At 62.4% G+C, this 15,652-nt stretch carries 12 protein-coding genes and 1 pseudogene; 8 read left to right on the forward strand and 5 right to left on the reverse strand.

Annotated features, from left to right (window positions below; all coding sequences use genetic code 11):
* Position 1: 1 nt before the first annotated feature.
* A complete protein-coding gene (locus EJ913_RS05015; RefSeq protein WP_185909688.1) occupies positions 2 to 1,678 on the reverse strand; it encodes a class I SAM-dependent methyltransferase in 1,677 nt (558 codons plus the stop codon).
* A gap of 490 nt (positions 1,679 to 2,168) precedes the next feature.
* Here EJ913_RS05015 and EJ913_RS05020 point away from each other — a divergent pair, with 490 nt between their 5' ends.
* The 5 genes from EJ913_RS05020 (at position 2,169) to EJ913_RS05040 (ending at position 9,283) form a co-directional block, all read left to right on the forward strand.
* Positions 2,169 to 3,275, forward strand: a complete 1,107-nt coding sequence (locus tag EJ913_RS05020) for a calcium-binding protein (RefSeq protein ID WP_126995373.1) — start codon at positions 2,169 to 2,171, stop codon at positions 3,273 to 3,275.
* A 98-nt stretch (positions 3,276 to 3,373) separates the two neighbouring features.
* Positions 3,374 to 6,610, forward strand: a complete 3,237-nt coding sequence (locus EJ913_RS05025; protein ID WP_126995375.1) for a glycosyltransferase — start codon at positions 3,374 to 3,376, stop codon at positions 6,608 to 6,610.
* Complete coding sequence (locus EJ913_RS05030) at positions 6,607 to 7,440, forward strand: hypothetical protein (protein ID WP_126995377.1); 834 nt, start codon at positions 6,607 to 6,609, stop codon at positions 7,438 to 7,440. Before EJ913_RS05025 ends, EJ913_RS05030 begins: the two co-directional genes overlap by 4 nt.
* Entirely contained in the window at positions 7,437 to 8,057 is a 621-nt protein-coding gene (locus EJ913_RS05035; protein ID WP_126995379.1) for a class I SAM-dependent methyltransferase, read from the forward strand. The genes EJ913_RS05030 and EJ913_RS05035 overlap by 4 nt, the downstream gene beginning before the upstream one ends.
* Positions 8,054 to 9,283, forward strand: coding sequence for a glycosyltransferase family 4 protein (locus tag EJ913_RS05040; protein ID WP_126995381.1), 1,230 nt, complete (start codon positions 8,054 to 8,056; stop codon positions 9,281 to 9,283). The genes EJ913_RS05035 and EJ913_RS05040 overlap by 4 nt, the downstream gene beginning before the upstream one ends.
* A gap of 73 nt (positions 9,284 to 9,356) precedes the next feature.
* Here the strand turns inward: EJ913_RS05040 and EJ913_RS05045 are convergent.
* The 4 genes and pseudogenes from EJ913_RS05045 to EJ913_RS05060 form a co-directional block, all read right to left on the reverse strand.
* Positions 9,357 to 10,165: pseudogene (locus tag EJ913_RS05045) on the reverse strand (IS5 family transposase).
* Between the two features lie 195 nt (positions 10,166 to 10,360).
* Complete coding sequence (locus tag EJ913_RS05050) at positions 10,361 to 11,449, reverse strand: hypothetical protein (RefSeq protein ID WP_126995385.1); 1,089 nt, start codon at positions 11,447 to 11,449, stop codon at positions 10,361 to 10,363.
* A gap of 23 nt (positions 11,450 to 11,472) precedes the next feature.
* Positions 11,473 to 12,192 carry a hypothetical protein gene (locus tag EJ913_RS05055; RefSeq protein WP_126995387.1) on the reverse strand — a complete coding sequence of 240 codons (720 nt, stop codon included), beginning with the start codon at positions 12,190 to 12,192 and terminating at the stop codon, positions 11,473 to 11,475.
* Positions 12,193 to 12,408: 216 nt separating this feature from the next.
* Positions 12,409 to 13,155, reverse strand: a complete 747-nt coding sequence (locus EJ913_RS05060) for a sulfotransferase (protein ID WP_126995389.1) — start codon at positions 13,153 to 13,155, stop codon at positions 12,409 to 12,411.
* Between the two features lie 607 nt (positions 13,156 to 13,762).
* Here EJ913_RS05060 and EJ913_RS05065 point away from each other — a divergent pair.
* The 3 genes from EJ913_RS05065 to tnpB all read left to right on the forward strand — a co-directional run bounded on the left by EJ913_RS05065 (position 13,763) and on the right by tnpB (position 15,614).
* Positions 13,763 to 14,527, forward strand: a complete 765-nt coding sequence (locus tag EJ913_RS05065) for a sulfotransferase family protein (RefSeq protein WP_126995391.1) — start codon at positions 13,763 to 13,765, stop codon at positions 14,525 to 14,527.
* Positions 14,528 to 14,898: 371 nt separating this feature from the next.
* Positions 14,899 to 15,252: an IS66-like element accessory protein TnpA gene (tnpA, locus tag EJ913_RS05070; RefSeq protein WP_126995393.1), complete on the forward strand. Its 354-nt coding sequence runs from the start codon at positions 14,899 to 14,901 to the stop codon at positions 15,250 to 15,252.
* Positions 15,249 to 15,614 carry an IS66 family insertion sequence element accessory protein TnpB gene (gene tnpB, locus EJ913_RS05075; protein WP_126995395.1) on the forward strand — a complete coding sequence of 122 codons (366 nt, stop codon included), beginning with the start codon at positions 15,249 to 15,251 and terminating at the stop codon, positions 15,612 to 15,614. Before tnpA ends, tnpB begins: the two co-directional genes overlap by 4 nt.
* Positions 15,615 to 15,652 lie beyond the last annotated feature (38 nt).

Here is a 15,652-nt window from a genome sequence, read left to right on the forward strand (position 1 = left end):
GTCAGCGCACTCCCAGTATCTGCTGCGCCCAGGCCCGATAGGGCGAGGGCACCTCGGGCGCACCGGTGGGGGCTGGGGCCAGCAAGTCGGTCGCCGCGTTCTGCGCGGCGCTCATCCGGCCAGCATGGCTGAGAGCCAGCGCCTCATGATACCGGGCCGGCCAAAGGAGCGTCCGTCCCGTCGGGTCGTCCAGCCGGCGCCGGCAGGCGAAGTAAACGGCATGGAAGGTCTCGGCCGCGCCCTGCTGGTCGGCACGGTGATTGAGCTTCAGCATGCCGACGACGAAGGCGAGCGAGAGGCGGTCGGCGACGTCCGTGCCGGGCTCCGCAAGCCCCTCATCCCCCGCTTCGACCAGGCTTTCCGCCGACGCATAGGCGCCGGCATTGACCAGGGCCACGATCAGCCGGCGGCGGGTCCGTTCCCGCAGCGCAGCCGGCAGAGCCGTCAAGCCGGCGTAGCGGGCCGCCGCGGCGGCCGGATCGAACCGGGCAAGGGCGAGGATCTGTTCGCACGGAGCCTGCGCCCCGAGATCGGCGGTCTCGCCGTCGTCGGTGCCGATCCCCTGGAGCGCCGAACGCAGAAGGGCGGCGAAGGCGGCCGCCGCGCCGAAGGAGAGAGCCGCGCCGGCCGGATCGCCGGCCGCGTTGATCCGCAGCATGCCCTGCATGTAGAGCACGCTGCACAAGTTGAACGGAAAGCGCGCGGCCAGCGTGTCGAAATCGAGGGTGCCGGGCTGGGAAAACCGGATCGCCGCCGGATCGTCGAGATCGATGCCGTAGAGTCCGACCCAGGCCTGCCGCAGCTCGGCCAGCGGAGTCTTCGCCGCCTCATACTCCCCGGCGTTGACGAACTCCTTGAGCAGACGGCAGCGGAAGCCGGCGCCGAGCGGAGAATCAGCCTCGTGCAGACCGACCCGCCCCGTCAGATAATCGCGATAGGCCAGCCGGTCGAAAGGCGGCCCGTCGCCCAGCGGGCGGTCGGAGGCCATGGCCTGAAGCTGGTGCGGCGACTCCTCGACACGGACATGGACGAAGCCGGACTCCAGCAACGCCTTCCGCAGGGCTTCGGCTGAGAAGAGCATCGTGTGGAAGCCGGCGCTGAGCAGCGGCAGCAAGGCTCCGAGATCGGTTTCCGGCACGATGCCGGCCGCGTTCGGCGTCGTCAGCACCAGGATTCCATCGGAAGCCAGGGCGCGCCGCGCCGTCGCCAGGAAGGCGGAAGGCTCCGGGACATGCTCGATCACCTCGGAACAGAACACCGCGTCCCAGGCCCCCTCGTCGAGCGGCGTGTCCGCGGTGAAATAGGCCGGGCGAATGTCGAGGCCCAGCGCTTCGCGCCCGGTCTGTGCGAGCAGGCCGGGGTCGTAGCCGCGGCCGATCCAGCCGCGGGCACGTTGCGCGTAGTCCAGGGAGAAGCCGAATCCGCAGCCGATCTCCAGGTAGCGCCGGACCGGCCTGTGGTCGAGGACCGCCGTCGGCGCCAGCATGACGTCGATTCCCGCACCCTGCTCGACATAGAACTTGACCGCGCCGTCGGCGTTCGCCGGTTCCTCGTAACGCGCCTCGTGCGGCGGATCGAAGAAGGCGCCGCCGCAGGACGGGCAGCCATACAGATGGTAGGGCGTTCCGCCGTCCGGCCGGTCCCGCACCACCAACCGCCGCGGCTTGTCGCCTTGCATACGGCAAATCGGGCAAACTCTTGACAGACCGGGGCCTGGCGCCCAATCGACCAGCATGGCAACCATCAGGAAATCAGTCTCTTCACCACAGACGAAGGGAGCACGATATATGCGGCAGCGAAAGATTTACAGCTATCTTTACAGCAAGGCCGTTTCGCCCTGAGGCTGATTCCTTATTCTTTTTCCCACCGGAAATCGAACGTCTGGAAACCATGAAGATTGAAGTTGCGAAACGGATTGTCTCGGAAAAATTTACCTATCTTTCATAAGCTTGCAATCGAAATACCGTGTGGCTCGGGGCCCTCCGCTCTTCTCCGGCCGGCCTCAATTTTTGGTTAACCATCGAATGGCGTTACGAAAGGCGGCATTTGGCACAATCTGGACGATAGATTCAATTAGCTGCTTGCCTGCTTCATGATTTTGAGGTTAGGACCTTTCTCAGTGTCTTTGATATCGCGACGCCCGGCGCGTCTGAGAATGAGGTTGGGGAATGGCAATTGAGACGATCGCCGGCGGCACTTCGCCCGGCACGACCATCCAGCAGGTGCTTACCTCCTCCACCTCTCCGACGAATCCTTCCGTCCCCACATCGACCGCCACGTCGGTGCTGACGAACCCCTCCGTGGTCAACGCGACGGGAATCACGCAGATCGTCACCGCGACCGGCGAAAGCACCGTCCAAGCCGGGAACCAGGACGGAACCGCCACGATCATCACCGACAATTCCCGGCCGGTGACCCTGGTCGGCGGAACCGGGTCGAACCAGCTTCTCATCGGCAACGGCGCGAACGGCTCGCTGGTGGTGACCGGGGCCGGCAGCGGCACCGTGGTCGGCGGCGACGGCAACGGCACCGTGGTCATCAATGACCGTTCCTCCGTATCCTCAGGGTCGGCCGCGCCGGACGGCAAGAACCTCAACGTCGTGCTGGGCAGCGGCAACAGCACCGTGATCGGAGCCGGCACCCAAGACCCCTCCGCCACCGCAAGGACCACGATCGCGGGGGGAAGCGGAAGTGCGTTTGCCGATCTGCGGGGGGCGAACAACGATTATTACGTCAACGTCAACAGCGGTACGGTCTGGGGTGGACAGGGCGACAACATCATCGGCGTCGGGGCCGGCAATTCGACCGTGATCGGCGGGACGGGTTCCAACACGCTGATCGGCGGTTCGGGCGACACGGCGATCTTCAGCGGCACCGGCCACTCCACGATGTTCGGCGGTTCGGGCTCCACCAACATGTTCGCGCAGAACGACACTGCGTCCCTGTTCGTCGGCGGTTCGGGAAAGTCGACGATGTCCGGCGCCGCCGCGGCCGACACCCTGATCGGCGGTACCGGCCAAAGCACCATGTACGGGGGCGGCGGCTCCAACATCTTCGTGTTCAGCACCGTGTTCGGCGGCGGCCGTGCCGTCGTCGGTGATTTCGGTGCGTCGGCCGGCAACCGCATCGCCGTCCAAGGCTATGGGCTGAGCGCGGCCGATCTCGCCCAGCGCGCGACCGTCTCCGGCGGCAACACGTCCTTGACCTTGCCGGACGGCACCCAGATCACCCTGGTCGGCTTCACCGGACTCAACAGCAGCCACTTCGCCGTTTGACGTCCCCCGGAAAGATCACGCGCCATGGCCGTGCGACTCGGCTAATCCGTTGATCGGCGGTGTCCGCTTTCCAGAGCGGGCGCACGGGCATTGGGGTGATGGTGCAGAAGCATAAGCCTTGGGCAAAGCTGACGGCGCTCGAACGGATGGCGGCGGCTGGACGTTTCGACGAATGCATCGAACCGGCCCGCGCGCTGCTCGGCGATCCTGCCTGTCATATGAAGGCCGTCATTCTCCTGGCGCGATGCGCCGCCGGGCAATCACGGTTCGGCGAAGCCCTGCGCTGGGCCGGACGGGCGCACCGTGGCTCTCCGGCAGACAGCAGCGTGGGGACGTTCTACGGAGCGCTGCTGATCGCCGACGGCCAGCCGTCCCGCGCCGTCCCGGTCTTGGCCGAAGCGTTCCGCAAGGGGCAGTCCGCAGAAACCGGCGCAGCACTTACCCAGGCGCTGACGGCGAGCGGTCTGAATCCCGACGCGGTGCGACATCTGTCCATTCTGCTCGACCGCTTCCCGGTCTCGCGGACGCCGCTTCTCCGGCAGGTCGCCGACCGTATGATCCTTGACGGCGCCGCTCCGGGCTGGGTGTCCTGCGAGGCCGGCGACCGCCTGGAAGGGACCCTGCCCCTGTCGTGGTTCGCGCCGGACGATCCCATCCGGCTTCTGGCCGATGGTCGGGAACTTCTGCGGATGGAAGCCAGCGCCTTCGTGGACCGGTTCGGACATATACCAGCGGACGGCACTCCGAACGGCGCCTTGGCCGGTTTCGCGTTATCCTTCGAAGCGGGTCTGCATGGTGCGGACATCGCGCTGTTGCGCGGCGAGAGCCCTTTCCTCGGGGCGCCCACCCGTCTGCGCCCCCGCCCCGCCGAGGTCGAAGGGGTGGTCGACATCGAGGGCGCGCAGCTTCGGGGATGGGCGCGCCTCGTCCAGCATCCGGAGCGGCCGGTCGCGGTCGTCGTCCGCGACGAGGCCGGCCGCGCCTTCACAATCCCGGCCGATCGGACGTCGGGATCGGCGGAGATCCCGGACGACGGCTCCCCCCCTGATTTCTCCATCGACCTGGAAACGACCGGGCTCGCGCCGGGCTGGCTCGAAGTCGGCGCCGGACCGGACCGCACGCCGCTCGCCGGCAGCCGCCTGCGTTGGATCGACACCCGCGCAGCCTTGCGCGGCCTCACCCGGCTGTCGCGATCGGTCCGCCGGCCGGATATCCCCTGCCAACTCGATGCCGCGACCGTCGAAGCGGTCGTAGCGGCGCTCGAGCGCGCACCGTCGCCGGTTCAGCCGACCCGTCCGGTGATGCCGCCGCGTCCGTTCCGGACCGACCGGCGGACCGACATCGTCATTCCCGTCTACAAGGGCCACGCCGAGACCCTGGCCTGCCTGGACAGCGTTCTGGCGAGCGGCGCCGTGCCGGCAGGCTGCGAACTCGTCGTGATCGACGACGCCAGCCCCGAACCTGCCTTGGTCCGCGACCTCCGGGCGCTGGCGGCGGCCGGCCGGATCACGCTGCTGAGGAACGAACGGAACCTCGGCTTTCCGGCGACCGTCAACCGGGGATTCGATCTGCATCCGGACCGCGACGTCATCGTTCTGAACGCCGACACGGTGGTCAGCGGCGACTGGGCCGGGCGGCTTCGCCGCGCCGCCTACGCTGCGCACGACGTCGGGACCGTGACTCCGCTGTCCAACAACGCCACGATCCTCAGTTATCCGTCCTCGGTCCCGGCCGGCGCCCGGACCGGGAATGATGAGCCGCCACCGTTGACCGCCGATCAGGCCGCGGCCCTGGACTGCCTGGCTTCGGAGACCAACACCGGGTTGTGGATCGAGATCCCGACCGCCGTCGGCTTCTGCATGTATGTCCGGCGCGATTGCCTGGACGAGGCCGGGGGCTTTTCCGAGGACCGCTTCTCGACCGGCTACGGTGAGGAGAACGACTTCTGCATGCGGGCGCGGCGACTGGGATGGCGCCATCTCGCGGCAACCGACACGCTGGTGGCCCATGTCGGGGGGCGCTCCTTCGGGTCCCGCAAGGCTCTGCTCCTGGCCCGCAACCTGAGGATTCTCAACCAGCTGCATCCCGGCTACGACACCCTGATCCGGGATTTCCTGAAGCGGGACCCGCTGATCGAAGCCCGGCGGCGGCTCGACCTTGCCCGCTGGCCACGGGAGGACTCACAGGGATACGGGCCAGCAACGCTCCTCGTCACGCTCGATCTCGGCGGCGGGGTCGAGCGCCATGTCCGCGGACGTTGCGCCACGCTGCGGGCGGCCGGGCGACGGGCTTTGCTGCTCGAACCGGTCGCCGCAGCCGACGGAACGCCGGAGCGCTGCCGGATCGTCGATCCGCAGCACGAGGATCTGCAGGATCTCGTTTTTTCCACCGCTGCGGAACTGGACCGGCTGGTCGCGGTCCTGCGGCTGGCGGGTGTCGAGGCCGTGGAGTTCCACCATCTCCTGAACCACGATCCCATTCTGCTCACGCTGCCGGACAGGCTGGGGGTGCCGCATGAGGTCGTCGTCCATGACTACAGCTGGATCTGCCCGCGCATCACCCTCATCGACGGCAGCGGACGCTATTGCGGGGAACCGGACGCCGCGGTCTGCGATTCCTGCGTCGAGGAGAACGGTTCCCGCTACCGGCAGGCGGTTCCGGTCGAGAAGTTCCGCCAGCGCGCGGCGGGGCTGCTCGGCAGTGCGCGGCGAGTGGTGGTCGCCAGCCGCGACGCCGCCGCCCGGATCGCACGCCATGTCCCGGCGGCATCGCTGACGATCGAACCGTGGGAGCCGCCGCTGCCCATTCCCGATCCGCCCCTGTACCGCCGCGCGGCCGGACGGTGGCGGGTCGGACTCGTCGGCGCGATCGGCCGGCACAAGGGCTACGACATTCTGCTCGGCTGCGCGGCCGACGCTGCGTCGCGCGATCTACCGCTCGAGTTCGTGGTCGTCGGCTACAGCCAGGACGACGCTCCCCTGTTCGCCACCGGCCGGGTGTTCGTCACCGGGCGCTTCGCCGAAGGTGAAGCGGAGGGACTGCTTCGTGAGAACGCCATCGATCTCGTCTTCCTGCCGTCGGTCTGGCCCGAGACCTGGTGCTACGCCCTGTCCGATGTCTGGCGCGCTGGCCTGGAAGCCGTGGCCTTCGATCTCGGCACCATCGCCGAACGGATCCGGGAACGCGGACGCGGCCATCTGCTGCCTCCCACTCTCGGCGTAGCGGCGATCAACGATGCGCTCCTGGATTGCCTGGAATCCGCACCGACGCCTATCCCCGTCAGTCCGAACCCGGTTGCCTCGATTTTCCACAGCGCCTTGCAGGACCCGCAATGAATTCCACACCACCGCCCGCCGACATGTTCCAGTTTCCGGATATCCACGCAATGGCACAGACGATGCTTCTGCCGCCGGGCCTTTACGCCGTGGCGGTAAAAGGTGGCGGGCTCCCGCCGGCGCAGGATCCGCTGGCCTACCCCTTCGTGCAGGTCACCGAAGCGCCGGGCAACCCGCCCCAGACCAGGGTCGAGGTCATGGGTAACGCCGCGGACCGCTGCCTGTCCCGGGACGGCGACACGCTGGTCCTGAAGATCGAGGGTGCGCCGGCCCGGATGATTCTGACGTCCTACAAGCCGGGGGGCCGGACGGACCGCAATCTGGCGATCGAGGTACAGCGGCTGGCGCCCGCGGCCCAACATCGCCAGGATGCGCATCCGCAAGCCGCCGCGCCGCGCGTTGCACAGGCGGAGGTGATGGTCCATGTGCAAAATCTCGGTGATCTTTGCTCCGGCAATTTCGATTGGGCGGGGCGCCCGGGCCAGCGCCAGTGGATCGAAGCCTTCGCGGTCATGCCGCTGGCTCCTCTCGGCCCCCAGGACATCGAATACAAGGCGATAACCGCCCAGGGTTGGGAAACGCCCTGGGTCGAAGGTGGTTCGGTCTGCGGACAGCGCGGCAATACGCTCCCACTGATCGGCTTTGCGTTGCGTCTTTGCGGGCCGGCGGCCGAACGGCTGGAATGCGTGTATGAAGGAAGCTTCCTCAGCGGATACCGCGCCGGTCCGATGCAGAACGGCGCCTTGTGCCGGTCCGATATGACCGACGATCCGCTCGACGGCATGTTGATCCGCTTTTTCACCAAGCCGATGGCGGAGCGGGGCGCATGACCGGAGACCGGTCGATGGCGTCGGTGGGATCCGCGCCTTTCCGGACGGTGCTGAACGTGGGCTGCGGGCCGCGTTCCATTACCCGGCTCCATCAGCATTTTCCGCCGCGGGACTGGCGGGAGGTGCGATTGGATGCCGATCCGGAGGTGGAGCCCGACATCCTGGCGCAGCTTCCCCGGCTTTCCCCGGTGGCCGACGCCAGCGTCGATGCCGTGTGGGCTTCGCACAGCCTGGAGCATCTGGAGGAAGACGCCGCCCGCATCGCGCTGGAAGAATTCCTGCGGGTGCTCCGACCGGGCGGCGTCGCGATGATCGCCGTTCCGGATTTGCAGAGCGTCGCCCGGATTCTGGTCGAGGATCGGGCCGACGAAATTCTCTACCAGTCGCCGCTCGGTCCGGTGCGCGCGCTTGACGTCGTCTATGGTTTCGCTCCGCTGATCGCGGCGGGAAACACGCTGATGGCGCACCGGACGGGATTCACCGGCACCCGGCTGAAGCGCTTTCTGGAGAAGGCCGGTTTCGCAGCGCCGGTCGTGTACCGGCTGGCCAACCATGAACTCTTCGCCATCGCCAGCCGGCCGGCCGTTGGCGCGGCAGCCACGGCGGCAGTCGCATGAACGTTCTTTTCCTGCATCAGAATTTCCCCAGCCAGTATCAGCACGTGGTCCGCCATCTGGCCGGGCAGCCGGGCAACCGGGTGGTCTTCCTGACCCGGGACAACGACAACCGCATCCCCGGAGTCGAGCGTGTCTGCTACGAACCGTTCCGGAACGCGGGATCGCAGACGCATCACTACCTGCGCGAGGCCGAAGCCGCGGTCATTGCCGGCCAGTCGGTCTATGAGGCGGCGCTGCGACTGAAGCGGGATGGGCTGACTCCCGACATTATGATCGGCCACAATGGCTGGGGAGAAACCCTGTACCTGAAGGACGTCTGGCCGGATGTCCCGCTGCTCTCCTATTTCGAGTTCTACTACCGGGCGACCGGCGTGGATGTCGGGTTCGATCCCGCCTTCCCGACCGGCCCGAACGACCCACCACGGGTCCGTACGAAGAATCTGATCAACCTGCTCGGCGCCGAGGCTGCCGATTGGGGACAGACGCCGACCCGCTGGCAATGGTCGCTCTATCCCGACTTCGTGCGGCAGAAGACGGTGGTCATCCATGAGGGGATCGACACCGCGATCGCCCGTCCCGACGCCGGCGCCCGACTGCGCCTGAGCGACGGCCCGACGCTGACCCCCGGCGACGAGGTCATCACTTTTGTGGCTCGCAATCTGGAACCCTACCGAGGCTTCCCCGTCTTCATGCGCGCCCTGCCGGAAGTCCTGCGGCTGCGTCCCAACGCACAGGTGCTGATCGTCGGCGGCGACGGGGTCGGCTACGGCGCACCGCCGCCACCGGGAAAAAGCTTCCGCCAGATCATGCTGGAAGAGGTCGGCGACCGTCTGGACCTGCGTCGCATACATTTCCTCGGCAAGATCGCGCACGGCGACTTCATCAAGGTTTTGCAGATATCGGCCGCCCACGTCTATCTGACCTACCCCTTCGTCCTGTCCTGGTCGATGCTGGAGGCCATGTCGGCCGGGTGCCTGGTGATCGGCTCCGCGACGCCGCCGGTGCAGGAGGTCGTACGGCATGGTGAAAACGGGCTTCTCTTCGATTTTTTCGATATTGAAGCGCTCGTCGAGACAATTGTGAAGGCTCTTGAGCGGCGTGATGAACAATATCCTCTGCGTAGCGCTGCACGCGCTACGGTCCTGAGTAATTATGATCTCAAAACAGTTATTTTGCCAAAATATTTAGATATTATAGATAATATTATAAATAGACATTTCTTTTAAATGATAACCCACTCATCATCGTCGAATTTCATTTAAAACGGTTGGGGATTAAGAGCGCCTAACAAAACCGTTTTCAACAGCATCGGTATCGCTGGACGAAGCGGAAGGTGATGAGGGCGGCAGCGAGTTGATGGAAAGCGGCGAAGATGTCGCTGCGGCGCTCGTAGCGGACGACGATGCGGCGGAAACGGGCAAACCATGCCAGGGTACGCTCGACCTTCCAGCGGTGGCGGCCGAGGCGCTCGCTGGTCTCGATGCCGCGGCGGGCGATGCGCGGGATGATGGCCCGCTTGCGCAAGGCCCGGCGGCAGCGTGGATAATCGTAGCCCTTGTCGGCGTGCAGTTTGGCCGGTCGGCGTCGCGGCCGGCCGGCGCACTGCCGGATGGCCGGGATGGCGTCGACGGTGGCTTCGAGCTTCTGGCTGTCATGGACGTTGGCCGCCGAAATGGTCACGGCCAGCGGGATGCCGTTGGCGTCGATGACGATATGGCGCTTGGACCCTGGCTTGCCGCGGTCCGTCGGGTTCGGGCCGGTGTCCGGACCCCCCTTTTTGCCGGGACGCTGGCGCTGTCCAGCGCCGCCCGGCTCCAATCGATGGCGTTGACCTGACCCAAGCGGTCCAGCAAGGCCCGGTGGATCGCCTGCCACACCCCGGCCTTGTGCCAGTCGCGCAGCCGGCGCCAGCACGTCATGCCCGAGCCGCAGCCCATCTCCCGGGGCAGCATCTCCCAGGGGATGCCGCTCTTCAGCACGAAGATGATGCCCGTCAGCGCCGCCCGGTCCTCAACCGGAGGGCGCCCGCCCTTCGGCCGCGTCGGCCGCGCAGGAAGCAACGGCGCGATCACCGCCCACAGTTCGTCGCTCACAAGAGGTTTCGCCATGCCCACTATATGGGCAGCGTCCCAGCCCCCCGCTAGGTTTTGTTAGGCGCTCTAAGACATAGATCCTATGGAGTGGTTTGGAGAGCGTTTGAAAATGATTGGCGCTGAGAGCCTGTTTCAAAGCGCTGGCCCGATAAAGCTCTACTCGGCACTCTCGTCGCCGCTCTGGTTATGTGCGCTCCCCCCCGGCACCCATCATGAGCCACTGAACATTCCAGGCTGTGTCTCAAAGAAGCGAAGGGGTTGGTTCTTGCACGTGACAACGACTACGGTGCCCGTTGGGTCAATGTCGATGCCTTTTGCGCCCCCTTCCAGGCTTCGGAATGGTTCACCAAGTCCTGTTCTGGTCTTGGCAAATGCCGCATCCCTTACTGCTTTCAATTTAAAAGAGCTAGTTAAAAACGAAGAGGCCCAGTCGTCTTGGGTCGCAAAAACATACACATTGGGAGAGCCGGCATCCGTAACGTACAAAATCTTCCCACTCGGGTCGAAGCAGAGGCCATGCGGGAAGCGTAAATCCTCATCCTGCAAGGTAACGGTCTGCGTGAAACTGGACTGTGGCGATGTGTGGCCAGCCCCACTCCCAAGCCGATCATACAAGACGATCCGATTGTGAGAAAGATCGCTCACCGCCAACCTGCTCCCGTCCTGGCTCACGGCAACGCCGTCAAGAACTTGGAAACCGTCTTGGGTAATGATGGCATCATCTTGAAGCTGCATGCCATCCGGCGTCAGCGTGCAAACATGTGTTGTTATTGAGGGTATATTGTTGCAACTAACGAACAGGATGCCATTGAGAAAACGAACGCCGCCTGGCCCGGTATAAATTTTCCGTTCGGGCAGCTGTTTCATTATGCCTTTCTTGCCAAACCATGGCGATGGCGCCTGATAGATCGGATCGACGAAAGACGAGAGCACTCCTTCCGTCACAAAAGGGATTTCATAAAATTGAATATCCGAACCACGATTAGCAACGACAATGACATCCTCGCTCAAAAAATCCACGCCGTGCGGGTATATCAAACTTGCTGAACGAATTTCAATTTTCAATATTACTTGAATTGGTCGAGCTGTTATATTAACATCGTAAATAAATATGCAATTATCAACAGATATAACTGCCATGCGGCGCCCAGATGGAGAGAATTTAACATCTTCCGTTCTATAGCTCTCTCCATGGGCATTTTTGTAAACATAGGAAATATTTTTTAGCATAGTATGAACAGCCGGAGATTGTTTATAATGAATTGTACCTACTGCTAGACCGGGAACGGATGCTGCCAACTCATCGTCCTACCATCTCTAGCTTACATAGGATCAGGTTCAAGAATAGCACGGACTTCCGCTATGGTCGAGGCCATACGCCGGTTGACAGCTTCGATTTGCGCATCCACGTCTTTATGACCGAGCGGCAAGACGGTTCGATCGGGAGCCAGCCGATCATGATGGTGGATAATCCGCGGGGGACAGATGAGCGCATTTCCGGCCGCCGGCCCCAGGTGGGTCGGAAAGTTATCTTCTGCCGGTAACAATTGGATCGCCAGCCCATCGCTATGGGCCGCCAAGCCGAAGGCGATCTGATCCAAATGGATCAGATACCCCTCCAGCAGATTCCTGCGCTTCCACAGCCACTCGGCCCAGGCCAGCCATGATGCGCCGATGGCGACTGAGGTCGCATTTGAAAGAGCATAGAAACCGCCATTGCAATTGATCGCAAAGGTCTGTGCATCGCGATATCCGCAGCGCGTAACCAGAGGGAGCTTGGTCAAGCCCGCCGCATAGTAAATGTCACGAAGTATGGACAAGGGCGGATTGGGACAATCAACGATCCGAGCCCAAATCCGACCATCATCAGGCTGGACGGGGATATCAGGCAGCTCGGCAAACACGATATCCACATCGGTCAGCAAGACCGGGGTACCAGACGCGACGGAGGGCTGGAAAGCACCGATTTTATTGCAGTATTTCCCATCCACCAAGCGGGGGGTCGCCCGAGTGGCGATGCCCAGCCGGGCAAGCCTTTCCACCAGTTCAGGCGTCCCTCCTTCGACCAAGCATACCTCCATGCAAGAGGCTGGAATACCCAAGCTTAGCAGCGACGCAATCCAGGAGGATAATTGTCGAGTATGAGATCCTAAGAAATCCACTACACATATTATTCTATAGTTTTTCACGTCGCATCCACGGTCCACTTACCCAATGGGCTAGCCCAGAGGGCGGCAGCCCATTTTTTGGTTTCATTCCTAGTCAAAGTAGGATTCGTATGGAGTTCCCGCAGCGGACCGGCGCAACTCGGCATAGTCATCCACCACATCATTAAGGTTTTTAGCGCCTAATTTGACAAGCGTTGATGTCAATGGAACTTTTGGTACTTCAATAAAATCAAGAACACCGTCGATTTCATCAGAGAATGAATTCATAATGTGTTCGTAAGTAACGGATTTGACGGAATGCTCTGAAAAAATTCCATCAACCATTAGTTCAAGGCGAATTGTTTCTTGAAAATCAACAATGCACTCCTCGAGTCCAAGTTTTATTTTATCGTAAATTGGAGTATTTCCGCCAATATGCACGAGAAAAACCCCACTTTGTATCGCAAGCCTGTGTGAAATTAGGCGCCGCAGGCGGTTCTGCCGCCGCAGATGAATGATCTTTATATCTTTATTATCACGGATCCAATCAAGAACGCCACGGGCATGAGTGCCAAGCAAATCTTGATATATTATTTTGATGCCTACAGCCTTAAAATTTCCGGGATTGAGCACAAATTCCCGAATATATCGGGCAGGATCCGCCTTTAATTGCTCAACAGAAAAATCAAGTATATTTGATTTTTTTCCGCCATACCCTGCATGTCTGGAAATTGCCGCATTTGCGTCACGTGTTAGCAACTCTCCGTGACAGCACATATTCGGATGATTATTGAGCATATGCCGCAACACAGTACTTCCGGTGCGAGCTGCAGACACAATGACAAATCGGTTAGCCATCTGTAATCTCCTTTCACTTCAGATAATTAAACAGTTTTCGGATCTGTTGCAAACTTTCGACGCGGTCACGCGGTGGCGGCTGGCGGCACTGCTGCGGGGGCATGCAATCCAATGCATTGACTCATCCGGAAGGTGCGGGAAGTCGGGCAAATTTGGTGAGGGGTAAGCGTCATCTGAGGGTTGCCTTTCTACGAGTTCCGGGCCGGCAAGGTGGCATGGGGTGAGCCGGGCCCCGAATGGGATTTTCCGGGCTCCAATCCGCTATCGGCACGCAAGGTGACGCTGCGCGACCTGTTCGGTACAACACGCCGCAGCTTTCCTATGTCCACGACTGGCGGCATAACGTACAGTTGGAGGCAATCGGAATTGGTGATCCGGCCATCGGACGTGCCTGCAGCAGACGCTTACCGTAAGGTAGGACGAGGCGGCGCTCAAAGTGACACTCCATGCCCTGGAGTAGTGGGCAGGCGGAGGGGCAGATCAACACGTTGAAGCCGATCGAACGTCAGATATATGAAAGCGCCAACTTCGACCTGCCGCCCTATCTTGTCCTCCTAACGGCCTTATCTACGCAAGCTACGGGAGAAACGAATACCCAGAGCCGGCTATGGTGATTGACATCCCCCAAATCGTACTGTTATTATTTATTGAGCGTGAATACTTAGGATTTTGCATGCTGCCGCCTCTTATCATATCACATATACCGAAAACCGGTGGCACAAGTCTGGGCAATCTGGTTCGCGAATTAAGCCCCGATGTCTCCCTGGTTTACGAAGGCCAGCTTCAGCTGGGGAATCCGAATTTAGACTTTATTCTCAATTTTCGCGCCACCCTGCTGCCTTCAGTGGTTATGGGACATTTTTCCCATGGTATTCATCGCCTGCTCGGCATCCCACCCCGTTACGTGACGGTATTGCGCGAGCCCCTAAAGCGTATCGTGTCGTTATACCGGCATCAGCAGCGGCTAGAAAATTCCAGTTTTGCCGAGATATTGCGTAGCGGCGCAACCTTACGGGATTTTGTCGCTTCGGGAATAACCGAGATGACCAATAACCATATGTGTCGGGTTATCGCTGGAATCGCGCCGGAGACGGGCAAGATCAACGAAGACTGGCTGCTAGGCCTAGCACTCCATAATCTGAAGCACCACTACGTTGCCGTCGGCGTACAGGAAGACCTACCTGCCGTGACAGCAAGAATCGGCAATATGCTGAATTGGCCCGCTTACGTTATTCCGACCGACAATATGTCAAACAACCCGGAGCCCGAGATCGATCCCGCGACCCACGCCGTGCTGGTCGCCGACAACGCCCTAGATATGCAACTTTACGATCATGTTCGCAAACATACAGCTAGCTACCTGGATTGTTGATCTTGCCCGTGTGTGACGCCTAGAGGTGGCCCCGTTTGTTTGTTTCTCCCGCACTTTACGTGGAAAAGCTGACAGCGCTGGTGCCGGCGCCCTCGGGAGATCCCATGTAATGGAGCATGCAAGAGCTTTTTGTGATCCCGGGCTGCCGTGTCGTAACGGTGGAACTGTACCCCTCCGCCGAGCGCCGCCTTGTGACCGGGCTGGAAAGCTGAATCATGTGGCCTGTCCCTATGGCTATCGTAAGCGGTGTTCTGTCCGCACCTTGCGGGTGAGGCAGGGCTGAGCGAGGCTCCCGGATCGACTGGACGGGAGATCGGTTTGTGTCTGCGCTCGACCTTACGCTTGATCCTGAGCCCGTGCGGGTGCGTCGCATGGAGGTGATCACGGGGGACGTCGGGCGTCGAACTTGGTCGCCGGAGGAGAAGGTGCGGATCCTGGCGGAGGCTGCGCTGCCGGGGGCCGTTGTTTCCGATGTGGCCCGGCGTCACGGCTTGCGGCCCCAGCAGGTGTTCGGCTGGCGCCGGGAAGCGCGCGCCGCCGACCGCTTCCAAGAGGAGGGCTTGGTGTTCGCGCCGGTGGTGCTGGACACCACGCCGCCGCCAGCCGCGCCGAAGGAGCTTCCGGCCATCGAGGTGCGGATCGGCGATGCGGTGGTGCGTGTGCCCGCCGGCATGGACAGCGCCACGGTCAAGGCGGTGCTGCGCGCGGTGAGGGCGTCGCGGTGATTGGCCTGGAGGGCGCGGTGCGGGTGCTGGTCGCCGCCAAGCCGATCGACTTCCGCAAGGGCATGGATGGGCTGGCCGCCTTGGTGCAGCAGCAGTTGGGAGCCGATCCCTTCAGCGGGGTCGTCTACGTCTTCCGCTCCAAGCGGGCGGACCGGGTGAAGCTCCTGCACTGGGACGGCACCGGTCTGGTTCTCGTCTCGAAGAGATTGGAGGCGGGCCAGTTCCGCTGGCCGGCGATCCGCGACGGCGTGATCCGGCTGACCCCGGCCCAGCTCTCGGCGCTCGTCGAAGGTCTGGACTGGACCCGGGTGCGCGGCGTGCGGGTTTCCCGGCCGACCGCCGCCGGTGTAAAGGCCGGATGAAGTTTCCTCAGATCGGGCGGGTGAAACATCCCCAGATG

The sequence above is a fragment of the Azospirillum doebereinerae genome (genome assembly GCF_003989665.1).
Lineage (GTDB): Bacteria > Pseudomonadota > Alphaproteobacteria > Azospirillales > Azospirillaceae > Azospirillum > Azospirillum doebereinerae.

Excerpts from the sequence above, each read along its gene's own strand:
- tnpA (WP_126995393.1), top strand. The coding sequence starts at position 14,899 with ATGGAGGTGATCACGGGGGACGTCGGGCGTCGAACTTGGTCGCCGGAG.
- EJ913_RS05035 (WP_126995379.1), top strand. The coding sequence starts at position 7,437 with ATGACCGGAGACCGGTCGATGGCGTCGGTGGGATCCGCGCCTTTCCGG.
- EJ913_RS05060 (WP_126995389.1), bottom strand. The coding sequence starts at position 13,155 with ATGGCTAACCGATTTGTCATTGTGTCTGCAGCTCGCACCGGAAGTACT.
- EJ913_RS05065 (WP_126995391.1), top strand. The coding sequence starts at position 13,763 with ATGGTGATTGACATCCCCCAAATCGTACTGTTATTATTTATTGAGCGT.
- EJ913_RS05025 (WP_126995375.1), top strand. The coding sequence starts at position 3,374 with ATGGTGCAGAAGCATAAGCCTTGGGCAAAGCTGACGGCGCTCGAACGG.
- EJ913_RS05030 (WP_126995377.1), top strand. The coding sequence starts at position 6,607 with ATGAATTCCACACCACCGCCCGCCGACATGTTCCAGTTTCCGGATATC.
- EJ913_RS05020 (WP_126995373.1), top strand. The coding sequence starts at position 2,169 with ATGGCAATTGAGACGATCGCCGGCGGCACTTCGCCCGGCACGACCATC.
- EJ913_RS05040 (WP_126995381.1), top strand. The coding sequence starts at position 8,054 with ATGAACGTTCTTTTCCTGCATCAGAATTTCCCCAGCCAGTATCAGCAC.
- EJ913_RS05015 (WP_185909688.1), bottom strand. The coding sequence starts at position 1,678 with ATGCAAGGCGACAAGCCGCGGCGGTTGGTGGTGCGGGACCGGCCGGAC.